Here is a 16,572-nt window from a genome sequence, read left to right as displayed (position 1 = left end):
GTCGCTTTCAGCTGGTGGGAAAGGTGACGGGCAGGGCGGCCAGGGAGCGGTGGAAGGGGCCGGGGCGCCAGGTGAGGTCGTCGCGGTCGCCGTCGAGGTCCATCTCGGGCAGCGCGTCGAGGATGTGGAGGATGGCGGCTTCGGCGATGAGGTAGGCGTGCGAGCTGGCCGGGCAGCTGTGCGGCCCGGCGCCCCAGGCGAGGTGGGCCCGGTTGCCCAGCGGCCGGTGAGTCCCCAGGGTGGGATCGTTGTTGCAGGCGGCGTAGCTGATGACCACCGGCTGGTCGGCCGGCAGCAGGAATCCGCCGATGTCGGCCGGCCGGGGCGGGTAGGTCATCGCGAAGTTCGCGAGCGGGGGGTCACGGTAGAGGACGCTGTCCAGGGCTTCGCGGACCGAGGCGTCACCGGCGTGCAGATCCCCGGAGAACTCGGGGTTGGTGAGCATCTCCAGGAGGGTGTTCGTGATCAGGTTGGTCAGCGGCTCGATGCCGGCCCCGTAGAGGGTGATGAGCTGCTGGCCCATCTCGGTGTCGTCGAGTTGGGCGACGTGGGTGAGGAGTCTGCTGGTCACGTCGTCGCCAGGGTGCCGGCGGCGTAGGGCGACGAGGTCCGCGACGGCCTGGGCGAGGATCTGGTTGCCGATGGAGGCGTTGACCCCGTCGAAGATCTTCGCCATTCCGTCGGCGATCCGGTGGCCGACCTCGTCGGGGCAGCCGAGCAGGTGGCTGAGCATCTGGAACGCCAGGGGCCAGGAGTACTGCGACAGCAGGTCGGCCTTGCCTGCGGCTTTGAAGGCTTTGATGGTCTGCTCGGCGACCAGTTCGACGTGGACGCGCAGCGCGTGCTGGTCGACAGTCTCGAGGGCGGTGGTGTTCGCGGCCCGGTAGCGGGCGTGCTCGGCGCCGGCCGAGCGCAGGGCGTTGGGGCGCCACTCCATCATCGGCCGGATGGGGCAGGTGTCGGGAACGGACGTCTGCCACCGGCGCGGGTCGGCGGGGAAGCGCTGCGGGTCGCCGAGGATGCGGCGGGCCTCCTCGTACCCGACGACCAGCGTGGCGGGCACGCCGGGGGCCAGGTCCACGGGAACCAGAGGGCCGCACTGCTCGCGCATGCGCCGGTAGGCGGCGTGTGGGTTCTGGGCGAAGTCCGTTTCGTACAGAGGGATGCGGTGGGTCGCGGTGCTCACGGTCGGGGCTCCAGACGGTGCGCGAGACGGGCGAGGTGTTCGGTGAGCTGGATCAGGGCATGCATGCAGGACGCTCGCTCGCGGGCGTCGCACACGGTCAGCGGGGTGTGGCCCTCCAGCGCGAGGGCTTCGTGGACTTCTTCGAGCGGGTGGCAGGGGGCGCCGTCGAACTGGTTGACCGCGACTGCGTACGGGACGCCGTTCTCTTCCAGAAGGCCGAGGATTTCGTGGGAGGCGTCCAGGTCGCGCGGGTCGACGAGGACCAGGGCGCCGAGGGCACCGACGATCAACTCCTGCCACAGGAAGCTGAACCGGGCCTGCCCCGGGGTGCCGAACAGGTAGAGCACGAGGTCGTCGCCGAGGTGCTTGCGCCCGAAGTCCACGCCGACGGTGGTGGTGGACTTGGCCGGTGTGCGGGCCAGGTCGTCGACCAGGGCGCTCGCCCGGGTGATGGTCTCCTCCATGTGCACTGGGGGCACCTCGGAGACGCTGCCGACGAAGGTGGTCTTGCCCACGCCGAAGGCTCCGGCGACCACGATCTTCGCGGTCTCCGTCACCGTCGGCGCGACGAACCGGTCAGGCGTGAGCGCGAAGGCCATGGAGAACCCTTTCGAGAAGTGAGGCCGGGGGCCGGTCGTCGTCCTGGCGCTGGGCGAGGGTCATCAGTCCGTGCTCGATGAGGTCGGCCACGAGAATGCGGGTGGTCGAGGGCGGGAGGGCCAATGCGGAGGCGACCTCGGCGACGGCCAGCCCGCCGCCCTGCGCGGGTGCGAACAGGGCGAGCACGCGGCGTGCGTCGGGATTCAGGCCGGGGCGGGTGCCGGTCGCGGCGAAGACCACGCTCTCCAGGCGCACGTCAGTGCTGGGGCGGGTCCGCCCGCCCGTGCGGACGTAGGGCCTGACCAGATCCGGGTCCTGCCGCGGCCTGCTCATGCCAGCGGGGCCTGCGCGCCGCTGGCGACGCGCGTCTCGACTCCCAGCCGGTCACCCACGCTCGCGGCCAGGCGCAGCGCAGCCTCGCTGATCACCCCGATGTCCGCGTGCGGGCTGTCCGTGCGGACGGCGAGCATCGTGTTCTCGCCGGCCGGGATGAGCAGGGAGATGTGGTCGACCGATTCCATGACGAACTGGCGGACGCCCCCGCCGCTCGTCTCCCGGTCGTAGGCCCGCGACGCTCCCCACAGCGTGGAGGCGATGGCCGAGATCTTCTCGGCACGCTCGCGCGGCAGCCGGTCGGTGTGGGCCGGGCTCATGCCGTCCGCGGCGACCAGCACGGCGTACTCCACGCCGGCGGTGTCTTCCAGGCTTTCCAGGAGCCAGCCGATCTTCTTGTCGGTCATGCGTCGTGTCCTTGGTCGTTGTCGGCGGCGGGGTGGGGGGCGTCCTGCTCGACACGGGCGCGCTGGGTGCCGCGCGCCCAAGCGGCGATCACGCTCGCCCGTCCCGGCTCGACGTTGGCAGGGCGGGGAGCAGGCGGGGCCGCGGGCGTGGTGCGGCGGCTGCGCACCGTCAGTCCGCTGGCCGTCGTTCGGGCAGCCGGGGGCTCGTGGGCGGGCTCCCCGGCCGTCGGGGGGACGGGGGTAAGCGCGGGCTGCGGAGCTGCAGGAACCGGAGCGAGCGCAGGGAGCCGACCGTCCGGGACGGGGGCGAGAGCAGCCGGAGGAGCGTCCTGTGCCGGCTGCGGTGATGCTGGCGGTGCCTGCGGCACCGTGGTGAGAAGGTCCTGGGGGAGGGTGAGGAGCGCGCGAGTGCCCAGCAGGGAGTTGGGCGCCTGGACATCGACCCGGAATCCGTAAGCGCTCGCGAGGGCGGCGGCGACCCGGAACCCGGTCTGCGGGCGGGCGCCGAGCTGCGTGATGTCATCCGTGCGCTGCCCGGTGAGGATGTCCCGGGCGGCGTCGAGCTGCTCCGGCGTCATCTGCAGACCGCTGTCGTCCACGAAGACGGTGACCCCGTGGTGTCCCTGCTCGAAGGACACGTGCACTCTCGAGTGCGGTGGCGAGAAGCGCAGCGCGTTGTCCAGCAGGAGCGCAAGGGTGTGCACCACGGGCCCGACCACGCGGGTCCTCACCGCGAGGTTGAGTTCCTGGGGCTGCACGCGCTGGTAGTCCTCGACGGAGCCCATCGCGGCCCGCACCACGTCGGTCAGTGTCGTGGTGGGCCAGTGCCGGGCCAGCTTGCCGCCGGCCAGGATGGTCCAGCCCTGGGCGACCAGCAGCATCTGCTGGACGGTGTGGTCGATACCGGTCAGTGTTTCGAACGCGGCGTCGTCCTCGTGCGCGCGGACTCCCTCGCTGACCTTGCGACTGGTCTTGGCGGCCATGCCCACCAGCGCCGACGACACACTGCGCACTGCGGCCTCCGTCGACCGCACGGCCGTAGCGCGTACCTGCGCGATCTCCTCCTGCGCGGCGGTGTGCGCATGCCGCAACTCCTCCGCGCCGCGCGTCTTCGCCTGCTCGATCTCCTGGTGCGCCGCGTACCGGGTGTCGCGGACCACGGCCTGGACGACACCGACGGTGCCCTTGACCACATTGGTCAGCTGCTCACCGACCGCGGTGCCGGCCAATTCCGGTGCAGGGGCCGGCACGGAGATCCGGCCGCCCGTCTGGTGGATCTGGGGCAGCGTCTCGTGGACCAGCCTGTGCAGGGCACGTTCGGTGGCCTGTTGTTCGCGGGCCAGGAGGTGGGCCTGCTGCCGTGTCTTCTGCCAGCGGCGGTGGGCAACCCAGGCGGCTGCCGCGGCGACGATCGCCGCGGCGGCGAACAGGATGACCATGGTCGTGGCGGTCGCGTTCATCAGACACCCGCCACCAGGAGCACGTCCGGCTCGGGCGCGGGCGCCCCCGAGTCGAGCTGCTGCAGTAGGAGCGCGGACCCGATCACCCGGATGTGGCTGTACGCCTGCGGGAAGTTGCCCAGTTGCCGCCCGATCGTGGGGTCGTACTGCTCGATGCGCGGTATGCGTTTCATCGTGTAGATCTCCGTTAGGCCCCGCGAACGGGGTGGGATTCAGGGCCGTTTGAGGCGGCAGGTGAACAGTCGGTGAGGCGGGGCACCGTCGCGGCGACTCGATCTGCCCGGTGAGGTCTCCTCGCCGACTTGCGGGGACTGACGGCGCGGTCACCGCGGAGAACCAGCCACGCTGTGGGACCAAGGAGCAGGACGATCAGAACCGCTCCGGTGACGGTCATGTCCGGGGCACGGAGGCAGCCAGGACGAGAGAGGCGAGTGCGAGGGCGAAGACCGCGCCGCGCAGGACGTTGATTCCAGGCGCCCAACGGCGCCGTTCCCGCTGCTGCTTCGCACGGTGGCTGCCGCAGGACCCCACTGCCGCGGCGAGCTCCTGGGTCGCCTTGGCCAGTTGGACCAGGTACACCCTGCTGGACACATAGCTGTCGGGGACCCCCGCCGAGCCGAGCTGTTGGGCGTGGCGCAGCGCCGGTTCCGGCACCATGACGCCGAGTTGATTGATGTGACCCCGCAGACGCCTCGCGAGGTCTTCCACGTCGGCAGCGGTCTCCGGCAGCGGCGATTCCTCGTCCAGCACGAGCGCCACCGTCACCGCCGTGGGCGCCGCTTCATCGCGCCGCCGGACCGGCTCGTCAGTGACGCGAGCCTTCCTGCTGGGCGTGGCGCGTTGACCGTCCGCTTGCCGTGGAGCCAGCGAAAGGCGCATGACACAACTCCTGTTCGAATCAAGCCAAGTTGATCGGGATTCGCCGTGCGGCGGCGTCGGTCGTCGTGCAAAGTGAGTGATCTGGTCGCTACGTTGAGCGAACCGTGAATCGCCGCCGAGGGGTATGCCTGCGCGACCCCCGGGGCCGTCAAAGGCGTCAAAGATCATTTCGGAACCGAGGGGCAGCCCATGGCCCGTGCGCGAAACGAAGCCTTCGCCGCACTTCTGCGCGAAGCTGGCTGGTCCCAGCCACAAGCAGCCGCAGCGGTCGCCCGGGTAGCCGCGGAGAGCGGGGTGCGTGAGCTGGAGGCCATCTCCCGCTCGCACATCGCCATGTGGGTGCAGGGCACACAACCGAGCGGCCAGGCACCTCATATCCTGCGCGAGACGCTGTCCCGCAGACTCGGCCGCCCCCTCACCCTGGCCGACCTCGGGCTGGAAGGTGAAGCCACAGGCCGAACCGACAGCGGTTCCGACTGGAGCGTCGACCCTCTGACCGTGCTGGCCGAGCTGGGAAGCGACGACCTCGATATGCACCGACGCAAACTGCTGGCGACTGCCGCGTACTCGGCCGCCGGCCTCGCCTTGCCCACCGCCTCGTGGTGGGCAGCCGCCCCCGCCGCAGCGGCGAAGCGGCCAGCGGTCTCCCCGCGGCCGGCGACTCAGGCTGACATCGACGATGTCCGCGACCTGACGACTTTCTACTCTGCGCGAGACCAGCAGCGCGGCGGAGCCGCCGGCCGCTCGGCCCTGGCCGGCCACCTTCGCGACGAAGCGGTGCCCCTGCTCGGCAACAGGTTCCGCACGGAACAGCTCCGCCGCGACACGTACTCGGCCGTGGCGGAGATGACCTACCTCGCTGGCTGGATGGCCTTCGATGCCTCCGAACACCGCACAGCCCAGCGCTACCTCACCCTTGCCGCCCGCATCGCAGCCGAAGCCGGCGACGGACCGCTCGGCGGCCACATCCTGCGCGCCCTCGCCCACCAAGCCGTGGACCTCGGGCACCCGCGCAGGGCACTCGCCCTGGCTGACGCCTCCATGTCCCGCGACCGCTACGGCCAGGCGAGCCCCCGGGAGAAGGCCCTGCTCGCGATCGTCCACGCACGAGCCCTGGCGGCCGACGGTGACCGCGCCGGCACCCTCGCGGCCATCAGCCGCGCAGAGCGGGACCTCGCCCGTGCCGACAACAAGGAGGCGCCGGGTCGCGTGGGCTTTTTCCAGGAAGCCTCCCTCGCCCACGAGACCGCTTGCGCCCTGCGCGACCTGGGCCGGCCGCTCGACGCGGAGATCCACTTCAAGCGCAGCGTCGCAACCCGACGCCGGCAGCAGTACGCCCGTACCCACAGCGTGACCCTCGGCTACCTCGGCGCCGTCCAGGTCCAGCAGGGCCGCCTTGACGAGGCGTGTGCCACCTGGAGTGAAGCCCTCGATGCGATGTCCGGCGTCCAGTCCGGCCGCGCCCGCGACGTCATCGTCCGGATGCAGAGCGATCTCTCGCCCGTACGGCACCGCGGCGGCCGGCACGTTGTGGAGCTGGACCGCCGCGCACGCGAAATGCTCCGCACCATAGGCTGAACACCGATCCGGACGGCGGCGCCCCCACCCTCGGGATGCCGCCCAACGCGCCCTGCCGAGCGAGAGGAACGAACGGTGGTCTCCACGTACGAGGTCAGGCCGATCGCCACGGTCGTGGGAGGACACACCCGCGTCCTGGACGACTACCAGGGTGGGGTCCGGTCGATCATCCGTCTCCACGACGAGTACCCGCTCGAAACCCTGCAAGGGATCGAGGAGTTCTCGCACCTGACGGTGACGTGGCGCTTCCACTTGGCGCGCCCGGAGGATGTGCAGCTTCATGCCCGCAGCCCTCGAGGGAACACCCGCTGGCCGGCCACAGGGACCTTCGTGCACCGCAACCACCGGCGGCCGAACCAGCTCGCGATCAGCTACCCACGGCTGCTCGACGTAGCCGGTCGGGACCTCCTGGTCACCGACCTCGATGCCGTCGATGGGACGCCCGTGATCGACCTGGCACCGTACTTCGAACAGATGGGGCCTCGGGGCCCGGTCCGTCAGCCGGCTTGGCCAGGCGATATGCTCGACCCGAGCTACTGGGCGGACGCAAGCGAACGACCTGCGGAGCGCGGCGTGTAGTGCGAATGACTGAGCTGTTCTGTACGCCCTGCGCACTACGACTCCGTGGGCTCGGCGGTCTGCGGGGCATGGTGTTCGGGATCGGCGATGAAGAACCACACGTCTTTCCCCTCGCCGGGCATCGCCACCGAGAACTCGTCGACCAACGCCCGCACGAGAGCGAGGCCCCGGCCTCCGAGGTCGAGAGGCGCCGCTGTCTTCCGCACGATCGGCCGAGGGTCTTGATCGCGGACGACCGCGGTGACACCGCCCGGGACGTGCTGTACGAGCAGGCTTGCTGAGCGCCACCCGTTTTCATCCGGGCTGGTGTGCACCAGCACGTTCGTCAGCAGCTCGTTCACGGCGAGAAGGACGATCTCGGCGACTTCACCGCTGACCCCCCACCAGGCGAGGTGGTGACGCACCACACCGCGCACGAGACCCAGGTGTCTCTTCTCGAGCTGGAAGGTCATGTCGAGTTGGCCCCGGCTGCTTCTGGACGCGGCGCGGGTCGATGGGCCCGCGCCGGGGCTTTGAAGAAGTGTGCTCATCGATGCTCCGTCCGTTGCACCGGAAGCCCTACATCGGGGGGCGGTTGCGGTGTGTACTGGGACCGAATCGGTCAGCAACCATTGAGGCAGAGCACGCGTTCGTCGTGCAGGCCCTGATGCCGAGAGCCGAAGAGTTCGGCATCGCGAGGATGGGGAACGGACATGCCGCAGCCAGAGAAGCCGCTCGACCCGGGAGCCTCTCCGCAGGATTGGTTCGGCAGTGAGCTACGTTTCCGACGTAAGGCAGATGGCCTCTCGGCCAAGGCTCTGGGACGGTTGGCGCAGGTCAGCGATGACATGATCTTGTCGATCGAGAAGGGGCAGTACCCCTCGTGCCAGCTGGAGGTCGCTCGGCAACTGGACAAGGTGCTGGAGACCGGTGGTGTCTTCGAGCGGGCATGGCCGATGGCCTTCGGCCCCCGCGATGCCGATAAAAAGCGCCCTGATGCCGATAAGCGTTCTCGCAAGGAGCCGGAGACAACGGTTCAGGTGCATCGAGGCCGCATCCTGGGCAGTGACGAAGTACCTCCTCGCCTTGGGAGCCCCGAGCCCGTGGACCGACGCGCGTTCCTCCAAGTCAGCGGCCTGGCCGCCATTGCCCCCATAGACCTCACGCACGGTTTCGCCCCGTATGAGCTGACGCTTCCCGATTCGATCAGCTCCCACAACGTCGACCAGGTTCAGGAAGTAGCCACCGCGATCAGCGGTTGGGACAACAAGTTCGGTGGCGGAGGCATGGTCGGCGACGTCGCCGGTCGTGCGATGCAGTGGGCGGCCGGACTCCTGAGCGCCAAGTGCCCGGAAACTTTGCGGTCCGACCTCCTGGCGGCCGTCTCCCGGCTGGGCATCGTCGTTGGCGCCTCGGCTTTCGACTCCTACAACCACACCTACGCCACCGCGACGTTCCTCTTCGCCGCCGATCGCGCCGAAGAAGCAGGGGACTGGCACCTGCGTGCGAAGGCATACTCGTTCCTCGCGCGACAGGCCGTGTGGCTCGGTCAGCCCGACGACGGGCTCACGCACGCCGAGAAGGGCCTGGTGCGTTCCGATCGACTTACCGCCACCGAGCGGGCCATGCTGCACACGGCACGGGCCAGGGCGTTCGGCAAGATGGGCAACGTCCGCGATTGCATGGCCGCTGTCGGCGAGGCCGACGAAGCGTTCTCCCACGCTCGCCCGTCCGAGGATCCGCCGTGGATGGCTTACTACGACGAGGCCCAGCACAACGGCGACACCGCTCACGGGCTGTTCGACCTCGTCATCCTCGCGGACCAGGACCCGGGACGGGCGGCCCGCCGCCTCGACACCGCAGTCAAGGGCCACTCGGACGCCTACAAACGCTCCCGGGCGATCTCCCGCACGAAACTCGCCGCACTCGTCATGGCCAAGGGCGACCCCCGCCAGGCGGCTGCCATCGGCCACGACGCGCTGGACGAGGTAGGCCGACTCACCTCCCGCCGCGCCGCCGACGACCTGCGACAGCTCGGCGCGTTCGCCACCAAGCATCCGAAGGTGGCGGAGGCCGTCGCCCTGCGGGAGCGCATCGCCGCTACGGTCTCCGCATGACCACCTCGGCAGCAGCCCCCGCCCGAGAGGCACTCGAACAGGCGTGCGTCGCCGTGGGGCTCGACCCCAGCGGGGCCGAGCCCGTACGGCTGGCAGAGAACCAGATATGGAGGCTGCCCGGACAGCATGTGATTGTTCGAATCGCGCGGCGTGGCCAGAGCGCAGCCGCGCTCCGGGAAGTACGGGTTGCGCGATGGCTCGCCGAGAACCACATGCCGGCCGTCCGCCTCGCCGACGTCAGGCAACCGGTCGAGGCCGGTGGCCGGCCCGTCACCTTCTGGGAGGAACTCCCGCCGCACGAACACGGCAGCCACACGGAGGTCGCACAGCTGCTTAAACGCCTCCATGCGCTGCCCGCTCCCGATGTCGAACTCGGGTACCTGGACCCGTTCGTCCGCATCAGCGAGCGCTTGGAGGCAGCAACTACGTTGGCCAGCACGGACCGTGAGTGGTTGAGGGGTCTGCATCAAGAACTTGCGGCAGCGTGGGCCGAGCGCCCGCACGGGCATCCGGACTGCGCTGTGCACGGCGACGCCTGGCCCGGCAACCTGATCCGCACTGCCGAGGGCCCGCTGATGATCGACCTGGAGCGCTTCTCACTGGGCCCACCGGAATGGGACCTGGTCTCAACAGCCGTACGGGCGCGGACGACAAGCGCGATCACGCCGGCGGAGTACGACGAATTCTGTGCCGCGTATGGGTACGACGTAACCGACTGGGCCGGTTACCCGATCCTGGCCGGCGCTCGGGAACTCCGCATGGTGACGTACGCTGCCCAGCACGCCGCCAGCAACCCCGAGTGGGCAGATCAGGCCCAGCATCGCGTCGACTGCCTGCGTGGCCGCCGCGGACCGCGTCCGTGGAGCTGGAAGGGCATTATGTAGTTCGTATCGACTGAGGTGGTCGACCGCGGAAGCATCGGGTTAGGCGTGGACGCGACATAGCCGACGATTTTCAATCACTGCCACAGCCGACTCCGCAGTCGACCGTCTCGGGGACGAACTACCGGACGGCGGTGTGGTGATCCTCGGCGATCTCGCTTCGGCCCTGCTGCGCGGAGGTGACGTCGACCAAGGCGTCTATGTAGCACGTCAGTTCGCCGCGGCGACACAGGTCAAGCCCAACACGATGGGCAAGGAGCGCGCAGCGACGATCGCCGCGTCACTTCCCGACAGCGAGCGGGAACTCGCGGCTCACCTGCGGCAGTTCACGTCCTGAAACCCACTTGCGCGGCACACGGGCAAACGCAGGACGCGAACGCCGTCATACGGCCCGCCCCTCGTCAGCCCCGTGCTGTCTCCTCGACGACCCAGGACAGGTACGCCTCCGACCCACCGGTCACGGGCAGCGTGATCCACTGGGGGACGTCGTACGGGTGCTGCTCGTGGAGCCATGCCTCCAGCGCCGGGAGACGGTCCGTCGTCGTCATGTACGAGATCCGCCACTCCTGCGCCGTCTCGACCTTGCTCTTCCACCAGTAGTAGGCGGTGATCGGAGCATCGATGTGAACGCCCGCTGCCAGCTTGCGCTCGACCGCACCCCGGGCCAGCGCCCTCGCCTGAGCCTCGTCGTCGCTGGTCGTCTGAGCGATCACAATATCGTTGGCCATGCAACTACCTTTCCAGCTCGGGTACCGCGACCCTACCCAGCCGTCCAGGGCACGTCGAAGGTTGGTCGCTACCGGTGAAGGCGGGTGGGACTCACCCACCGACCTGCATCAGTCGCAGGTGACGGCGCATGTCTTACGCCTCAATGGGTCCGGGGCAGGAGGGTTCCACGCAGCTGTCGGCGGGCATTCGTCCACGGCAGACAAGAAAGAACTCCAAAGGACTGGAACCGCGGAGCCCTCGTTCAGCCAGCAGGGCAGATGGCGGTGGGAGACGGCCGGTGCGCGGTGCTCATGACGCGACCTCCGTGGTCGGGCCTCCACAGGGGTGCGCTCTGAGTCGCCTCGGCCAGCCGGACGAGGCGAACAAGGGCTGAGGGCCTGGAGGCATCCCGCCTGGTTCGCCCGGCTCCGGCGGGGCATAGCCACCAGAACCGTGCCCGTATTCGGTGAGGGGCTGTGCCGGCCGCTGGATAGGCGGGCTTTCTGAGCGAGTCTGGATGCCTGCTCTGCGCGACGAGGGGGCTTCGGCGGGTATTTTCCGCTAACCTCGCGCTTTCACGAGGTGGCCTTGTCCACAGGCTGATCAGAAACACGGAAAGTGCCCTTGACCTGCAACGATAGGACTTGCTGAGGGTCCTGTTGGCTGCAAGGAAAAGAGCACTTTCCAGGTGAGAGAGCCTATCGCGTCGTACCCGCGTGTCCGTGTCCAGGGGGACGGCCGCCAGCTGGTCTCGCAGGCCGGCTCGGTCCTGCTGGTGGAGACAGTCCGCAAGGTGGGCCTTGACCGGGCGATATCTGCGGCACTGGCGCCGTGGCGGAAGCCGCGGGCCGTTCATGACCCCGGGAAGGTCCTCCTGGATGTCGCACTGGCGGTCGCGCTGGGCGGGGACTGCCTGGCCGATGTCGGCATGCTGCGGGCCGAGCCGGCCGTGTTCGGGCCGGTCGCCTCCGACCCGACGGTCTCCCGCCTGGTCGACACCCTCGCCGCCTCCGGGGAGAAAGCCCTGCGGGCCATCCGTGCCGCGCGGGCCGAAGCACGCGAGCGGGCCTGGCAGTTGGCCGAGCGCAACGCGCCCGATGCGGACGGGACGGTGACCGTCGACCTCGACGGAGTGCTGGTGATCGCGCACTCCGACAAGGAGGACGCCGCACCCACCTGGAAGCGGACCTATGGGCATCACCCGCTGATGGGGTTCGTCGACCACGGACCGGGCGGCACCGGGGAGGCCGTGGCCGCCGTGCTCAGGCCGGGCAACGCGGGCTCGAACACGGCCGCCGACCACATCACCGCCGCCGGCCTGGCCCTGTCCCAGCTCCCGAAGAAGTACCGGCGCGGGCGCCGGACCCTGATTCGCACCGACTCCGCGGGTGGCACCCATGACTTCGTTGCCTGGCTGGCCCGGCGGGGACGGTGGCTGTCCTACTCGGTCGGCATGGTGATCACCGATGCGATCCACGAGCACGTGCTGAAGGTTCCGGCATCGGCCTGGACGCCGGCCGTCGAGGCGGACGGCGAGATCCGCGACGGCGCCTGGGTCGCCGAACTCACCGGCGACGTCCTGGAGGGTTGGCCGAAGGGGATGCGGCTGATCGTTCGGAAGGAAAGGCCGCACCCCGGGGCCCAGTTGAGGCTCACCGACGCGGACGGCATGCGGCTGACATGCTTCGCCACCAACACCTCCGGCCGGCCGATCGCCGAGCTCGAGCTCCGTCACCGGCTGCGGGCCCGGGCCGAGGACCGCATCCGGGCCGCCCGGGCCACCGGGCTGCGGAACCTGCCCCTGCACCACACCGCCCAGAACCGCATCTGGCTGGAGATCGTCCAGATAGCGCTGGATTTGCTGGCCTGGATGCCGATGCTCGCGCTGACCGGGAAGGCCAGGCTCTGGGAGCCCCGCCGCCTGCGGCTCCGCCTGTTCAGCGCGGCCGGACAGCTCGTCACCACCGGCCGCCGGCGGGTCCTCCGTCTGGCCCGGCACTGGCCCTGGACCGGCCACATCACCGCCGCCCTCGACCGGCTCGCACTCCTACCGAAACCCGGCTGACCAGCGGATTCACCCGTTCCCTACGACAGCACCTCAACACCCGGAGCAGTGGAACCCGGCGCCACCCCGAGGCGACACTCGGGTCTACGGCCTGCACAGCCTCAGCCCACGACGCGAAAACGGTCCACTGACTCCGTCGGCGGACCGTCACGAAACTTCGAGGCTAAGCGGCGCGGGAACAGACTCTTGGTCGATGAAGCCGATTTCGGCGCCCACCAGGCCCTCATTCGCTCACGGCAGACGAGGAACATCTCGGAAAGGGTGGAACCCGCCGTGGGTCTATGTCAACGTACAACACCCCTGAACCATGGGCCGACTAATCCGCCCCTGTCTCGCTGAGGAGATCCCCTTGGTGACGTACGCGAATGGTCTGTTCGCATACCGCCCTCGTCCTCGCCGTCCGCGACGCAGTGAACGCGCGGATGTCCTGCGGTGGGCGAGCGCAACATAGACGAGGATCGCCGGTTAGCCAAACCGGCGATCGTGGCGACCCTGAAATGCGTTCAGCCTCTGCGGTTGTGCCCGGCGGCGGAGCTGCAGCGAAGCTCAGGAGGCTAGAGCCGCGCGACTAGTCGGCACCGGTCTGCTAGCAGGCAGGCGAGCCCGTTGCTTCTCGGGCGTAGGACCCGCCTAGAAGGAGAGTGAGTACCCCCTGTCAGCTCCGATCAAGAAGCTCCCGCCCAACTCCAAGGGGCAAGTGCGCTACCGGTTCGTGGTCGACGTCGGCGTGGACCCTGGAACGGGGAAGCGTAAGCAGCTGCGTCGTACGTTCGCCACACTCAAGGAGGCGAAGGCCGAGTACGCGCGCATCACCAACCGTCGTCAGGAAGGGACATTCGTCCCGCCCAACCAGATAACTCTCAATGAGTGGCTTGATCAATGGCTCGCCATGAAAGCAGAGGATCTGGAAGAAACCACTATCTACAACTATCGGATCACCCTCGACCGGGTCAGGGGGAAAATGGGTCACATTCGCCTTCAAGACCTTACGGAGGAGAACGTAGAGGAGTGGATGCAGTGGGCGTTGAAGCATGGGCGAGTACGTGGCGATAAAGCAGGAACTCCGTTGGGGGTGACCAGCGTAGAAATGAGCCTCGCCCGATTGAGGGATGCCTTGAATCGGGCAGTGACACGCCGGCTGCTGACGATAAATGTGGCTCAGCATGTCACCATCCCGCGTAGGGCGCGCAAGGAGGAGCGGAAGAATAAGCAGGAAGTAAACCCGTGGAACGTCAAGGAAGTTCAGGCGTTCATTCAGGGCGTCAAGGTAGACCGGCTCTATGCTCCTCTTCTGCTTTCCCTCATGGGTCTGCGTCCGGGTGAAGTCTGCGGACTTAGATGGGAAGACGTTGGCTTGGAGAATGCCACGATGACCATCGCCAACACGCGGACAATGATGGGGAATCGATATGTGGTGGAAAAGGATACGAAGTCCCTGGCCGGAGAACGCGATCTGCCCTTGCCGGCTCCGGTGCTGGCTGCCCTCCAGTCGTTCAAGGCTCTCCAGGCCAAGGAGAAGCTCGTCCTCGGTGAGGCTTACTTGGACTCCGGGTACGTCGTGGTGCACGAGACCGGGGAAGCCTTCACGATCAAGCAACTCCGTAGACGCGCGTACCGGCTCATGGAGATCCTTGGTCTTCGCCGAGTACGCCTGTACGACGCTCGCTCGTCCTGTCTCACCTATCTCGCCAACAACGGCGTGCCGGATCACATCCTCGCCCGATGGGCTGGGCACACGAACGTCAGGACCACGAAGAAGTGGTACGTGAAGCCGGACGTGGAGGACCTTCGCAGAGCCGCGACCACGTGGGATGGCCTTCACGGTTTTGAGGCGGAGAAGCAAGCGTGAGTCAGGAAGCCTGGCAGCGGGGCGATTTGCCCAGCCGTGTGAAACCAAGATCGAGATGGATCCGGACACCGCCTGCTGGTTGTGGACCGGCAGCTGTAACGGGGAGGGGCGGTCAGGCTACGGCCAAGTCTCCTACGAGGGAAAGACACAGCTTGTCCACTGTGTGGTGTTCCGGCTGCTGGTCGGTGAGATCCCGGAAGGCTTTCAGAGGGCGTTAAGTCCGTTTCTGATAGCGGCCGCGTCCCGGTTGGGTGAGGAGTCCCTGGCGGACGAGTCGTCCCAGGCGGGAGCGGGTGACGTTGATCGAGGGCTCGTCGGTGGGCAGGCCGAGGTGCTCGTGCAGATCGCGGACGCGGAACACCTTTCCAGGGTGCTCGTTGAATGCGGTCACGATGCGCTGGTAGACGGTGGCGGTCTCCGCGGGGGCCGTTGCCTGGTCGGGAGGGGTGAGGCCGTCGATGACCTTGCGGGTGGCGGCGAGCTCGGCCAGGCGGGCCTCGGTCTCGGCGAGGGCGGTGGTGAGCCGCTCGATCTGCTCGCGCAGGTTGTCGGCGCGGGCGGCGGTCTCATCGTGTTCGGTCTGCAGCAGCCGCAGGAGTTCGCAGACGTTCACGCGGCCAGCTCCACGTCGTCCCGCCAGGTGGGGGCAGGGGCGGTGAGGCGGCGGAGCATGCCGGCGGTGGAGGCCCAGTAGACGCGGGAGGCCGCGTTGTCGGGCCGGTGGTCGTAGTCGCGGGCCAGGCGCCGCTGCAGCATGAGGGTGCCGTTGACCTGCTCGACCACCCACCGCTTCGGTTGCGGGACGAAGCCTTTGCCCTCGTCGTCGGGGTTGCGTCGGACCACCTCGACGGTGATGTCCTTCACCGCCCCGTGGATGACCACGGCGTCCTTGAAACCCTGGTCGACCAGGACCTTCTCCAGGCGCATCCCGCACCGCTCGGCCGCCTGGTCCAGCAGGGCGATGCCGGCCTCGTTGTCGTGCGCGCTCGCGGCGAGGACCACCACACCGATGATCAGGCCCAGCACATCGACGGCGAGTCCCCGCTTCCTGCCGGGCGTCTTCTTGTTCGCGTCCAGTCCCGTCGTCTCCTTCGGCACCCCGGCCGCCACGCGGACGGACTGGGTGTCGATGATCACGAGGGACGGGTCCTCTAATCGTCTGGACCGCTCCCGCACCTGGCAGCGCAGGATCTCCTGGATCCGCTGGTCAAGGCCGTCCTGGCGCCACAGGGTGAAGTAGTAGAACACCGCCGACCAGGCCGGAAGGTCGTGCGGCAGGAGCCGCCACTGACAGCCCGTCCGGTTCTGGTAGAGCAGCGCGTTCACGACCTCGCGCAGGTCGCAGGAGCCCGGGTCCCCGGTCGCCGACCGCGCCACCCGCTCCTGCTTCCACGCGGTGATCAGCGGCTCGATCAACGCCCACTGCTCGTCGGACAAGTCGGTTGAGTACGGCATCCGTTCCATGCCGCGACCCCATCATGCACACGACATGACACGAGGATGGAACCATCCCATCACCCACGAACGGGCGACACCACATCATCAGGAACGGGACTTAACGCCCTCTCAGGTGGGTCATGCTGATCCTTGGGGCCAGCAGTATACGCTTTGCTGCAAACCGGACCGCATGGAAGCAGTGCCGAAGCAGGCAGCTCTGCGGAGCAGGGGCTGGGAGAGCGCGCGTGTCAGGAGGATGCACTGTCCGGGCGGCCACGCGTACACGTCGGAGAACTTGTACCTGGGTCTTCGAGGGTTCCGGCAGCGCCGGCGGTGTGGCGCTGTCAGGCGCGGGAGTCGCCGGGGTTTTCCCCGGCCGTGTGACAGCTCGTGACACGTGAGAGGGTCTGGGGCGTGAGTGAGACACCACCGAACACCCTGCAATACCGCTTTGACGGGCCGGAAGAGGCCCCTGTCCTGATCCTGGGTCCCTCACTGGGCACCACATGGCACA

At 68.5% G+C, this 16,572-nt stretch carries 18 protein-coding genes and 1 pseudogene; 8 read left to right on the top strand and 11 right to left on the bottom strand.

Annotated features, from left to right (window positions below; all coding sequences use genetic code 11):
- Nucleotides 1-7: 7 nt before the first annotated feature.
- The 7 genes from ACIP4X_RS29375 to ACIP4X_RS29345 all read right to left on the bottom strand — a co-directional run bounded on the left by ACIP4X_RS29375 (nucleotide 8) and on the right by ACIP4X_RS29345 (nucleotide 4,865).
- Nucleotides 8-1,186 (bottom strand): cytochrome P450, encoded by a 1,179-nt coding sequence (locus ACIP4X_RS29375; protein ID WP_391455029.1) that lies wholly within the window; start codon nucleotides 1,184-1,186, stop codon nucleotides 8-10.
- On the bottom strand, nucleotides 1,183-1,785 hold the full coding sequence (locus ACIP4X_RS29370) for an ATP/GTP-binding protein (protein WP_391455028.1): 603 nt from the start codon (nucleotides 1,783-1,785) through the stop codon (nucleotides 1,183-1,185). Before ACIP4X_RS29370 ends, ACIP4X_RS29375 begins: the two co-directional genes overlap by 4 nt.
- On the bottom strand, nucleotides 1,763-2,119 hold the full coding sequence (locus tag ACIP4X_RS29365; protein WP_388475955.1) for a DUF742 domain-containing protein: 357 nt from the start codon (nucleotides 2,117-2,119) through the stop codon (nucleotides 1,763-1,765). The genes ACIP4X_RS29370 and ACIP4X_RS29365 overlap by 23 nt, the downstream gene beginning before the upstream one ends.
- Complete coding sequence (locus ACIP4X_RS29360) at nucleotides 2,116-2,526, bottom strand: roadblock/LC7 domain-containing protein (protein ID WP_391455027.1); 411 nt, start codon at nucleotides 2,524-2,526, stop codon at nucleotides 2,116-2,118. The genes ACIP4X_RS29365 and ACIP4X_RS29360 overlap by 4 nt, the downstream gene beginning before the upstream one ends.
- Nucleotides 2,523-3,986 (bottom strand): ATP-binding protein, encoded by a 1,464-nt coding sequence (locus tag ACIP4X_RS29355; protein WP_391455026.1) that lies wholly within the window; start codon nucleotides 3,984-3,986, stop codon nucleotides 2,523-2,525. The genes ACIP4X_RS29360 and ACIP4X_RS29355 overlap by 4 nt, the downstream gene beginning before the upstream one ends.
- Complete coding sequence (locus ACIP4X_RS29350) at nucleotides 3,986-4,159, bottom strand: hypothetical protein (RefSeq protein WP_391455293.1); 174 nt, start codon at nucleotides 4,157-4,159, stop codon at nucleotides 3,986-3,988. Before ACIP4X_RS29350 ends, ACIP4X_RS29355 begins: the two co-directional genes overlap by 1 nt.
- A 217-nt stretch (nucleotides 4,160-4,376) precedes the next feature.
- The gene (locus tag ACIP4X_RS29345) at nucleotides 4,377-4,865 is read right to left on the bottom strand and encodes a DUF6415 family natural product biosynthesis protein (protein WP_391455025.1); all 489 of its coding nucleotides are present in this window, start codon (nucleotides 4,863-4,865) and stop codon (nucleotides 4,377-4,379) included.
- 189 nt (nucleotides 4,866-5,054) lie between these two features.
- On the opposite strand from ACIP4X_RS29345, the gene ACIP4X_RS29340 reads away from it, so the two are divergent.
- Both ACIP4X_RS29340 and ACIP4X_RS29335 read left to right on the top strand, forming a co-directional pair.
- On the top strand, nucleotides 5,055-6,443 hold the full coding sequence (locus tag ACIP4X_RS29340) for a Tat pathway signal protein (protein WP_391455024.1): 1,389 nt from the start codon (nucleotides 5,055-5,057) through the stop codon (nucleotides 6,441-6,443).
- A 75-nt stretch (nucleotides 6,444-6,518) separates the two neighbouring features.
- The gene (locus ACIP4X_RS29335; RefSeq protein WP_391455023.1) at nucleotides 6,519-7,022 is read left to right on the top strand and encodes a TrmO family methyltransferase; all 504 of its coding nucleotides are present in this window, start codon (nucleotides 6,519-6,521) and stop codon (nucleotides 7,020-7,022) included.
- Between the two features lie 35 nt (nucleotides 7,023-7,057).
- Here the strand turns inward: ACIP4X_RS29335 and ACIP4X_RS29330 are convergent, their stop codons facing one another.
- The gene (locus ACIP4X_RS29330; protein ID WP_391455022.1) at nucleotides 7,058-7,474 is read right to left on the bottom strand and encodes an ATP-binding protein; all 417 of its coding nucleotides are present in this window, start codon (nucleotides 7,472-7,474) and stop codon (nucleotides 7,058-7,060) included.
- Nucleotides 7,475-7,714: 240 nt separating this feature from the next.
- Between ACIP4X_RS29330 and ACIP4X_RS29325 the strand changes: the two genes are divergently transcribed.
- From ACIP4X_RS29325 to ACIP4X_RS29315, 3 genes are all read left to right on the top strand, one after another.
- A complete protein-coding gene (locus tag ACIP4X_RS29325) occupies nucleotides 7,715-9,118 on the top strand; it encodes a helix-turn-helix domain-containing protein (protein WP_391455021.1) in 1,404 nt (467 codons plus the stop codon).
- Nucleotides 9,115-10,002 (top strand): phosphotransferase, encoded by an 888-nt coding sequence (locus tag ACIP4X_RS29320; RefSeq protein WP_391455020.1) that lies wholly within the window; start codon nucleotides 9,115-9,117, stop codon nucleotides 10,000-10,002. The genes ACIP4X_RS29325 and ACIP4X_RS29320 overlap by 4 nt, the downstream gene beginning before the upstream one ends.
- A gap of 133 nt (nucleotides 10,003-10,135) precedes the next feature.
- Nucleotides 10,136-10,336: a hypothetical protein gene (locus tag ACIP4X_RS29315; protein ID WP_391455019.1), complete on the top strand. Its 201-nt coding sequence runs from the start codon at nucleotides 10,136-10,138 to the stop codon at nucleotides 10,334-10,336.
- A 64-nt stretch (nucleotides 10,337-10,400) separates the two neighbouring features.
- On the opposite strand, the gene cutA is transcribed toward ACIP4X_RS29315, so the two are convergent.
- The gene (gene cutA / locus ACIP4X_RS29310; protein ID WP_391455018.1) at nucleotides 10,401-10,727 is read right to left on the bottom strand and encodes a divalent cation tolerance protein CutA; all 327 of its coding nucleotides are present in this window, start codon (nucleotides 10,725-10,727) and stop codon (nucleotides 10,401-10,403) included.
- Between the two features lie 668 nt (nucleotides 10,728-11,395).
- On the opposite strand from cutA, the gene ACIP4X_RS29305 reads away from it, so the two are divergent.
- Both ACIP4X_RS29305 and ACIP4X_RS29300 read left to right on the top strand, forming a co-directional pair.
- Nucleotides 11,396-12,772 carry an IS1380 family transposase gene (locus ACIP4X_RS29305; protein WP_391455017.1) on the top strand — a complete coding sequence of 459 codons (1,377 nt, stop codon included), beginning with the start codon at nucleotides 11,396-11,398 and terminating at the stop codon, nucleotides 12,770-12,772.
- 697 nt (nucleotides 12,773-13,469) lie between these two features.
- A complete protein-coding gene (locus tag ACIP4X_RS29300) occupies nucleotides 13,470-14,621 on the top strand; it encodes a tyrosine-type recombinase/integrase (RefSeq protein WP_391455016.1) in 1,152 nt (383 codons plus the stop codon).
- A gap of 214 nt (nucleotides 14,622-14,835) precedes the next feature.
- Here ACIP4X_RS29300 and ACIP4X_RS29295 read toward each other — a convergent pair whose 3' ends face one another.
- Complete coding sequence (locus ACIP4X_RS29295; protein WP_391455015.1) at nucleotides 14,836-15,234, bottom strand: type IV toxin-antitoxin system AbiEi family antitoxin domain-containing protein; 399 nt, start codon at nucleotides 15,232-15,234, stop codon at nucleotides 14,836-14,838.
- Nucleotides 15,231-16,085, bottom strand: a complete 855-nt coding sequence (locus ACIP4X_RS29290) for an IS5 family transposase (RefSeq protein WP_391455014.1) — start codon at nucleotides 16,083-16,085, stop codon at nucleotides 15,231-15,233. The genes ACIP4X_RS29295 and ACIP4X_RS29290 overlap by 4 nt, the downstream gene beginning before the upstream one ends.
- Before the next feature lie 387 nt (nucleotides 16,086-16,472).
- Between ACIP4X_RS29290 and ACIP4X_RS29285 the strand changes: the two are divergent.
- Nucleotides 16,473-16,572 (top strand): annotated as a pseudogene (locus ACIP4X_RS29285) (3-oxoadipate enol-lactone hydrolase); the annotation flags it as partial.

This window comes from Streptomyces sp. NPDC088817 (assembly GCF_044750345.1).
GTDB lineage: Bacteria > Actinomycetota > Actinomycetes > Streptomycetales > Streptomycetaceae > Streptomyces.
This window is presented reverse-complemented; position numbering and strand designations above follow the sequence as displayed.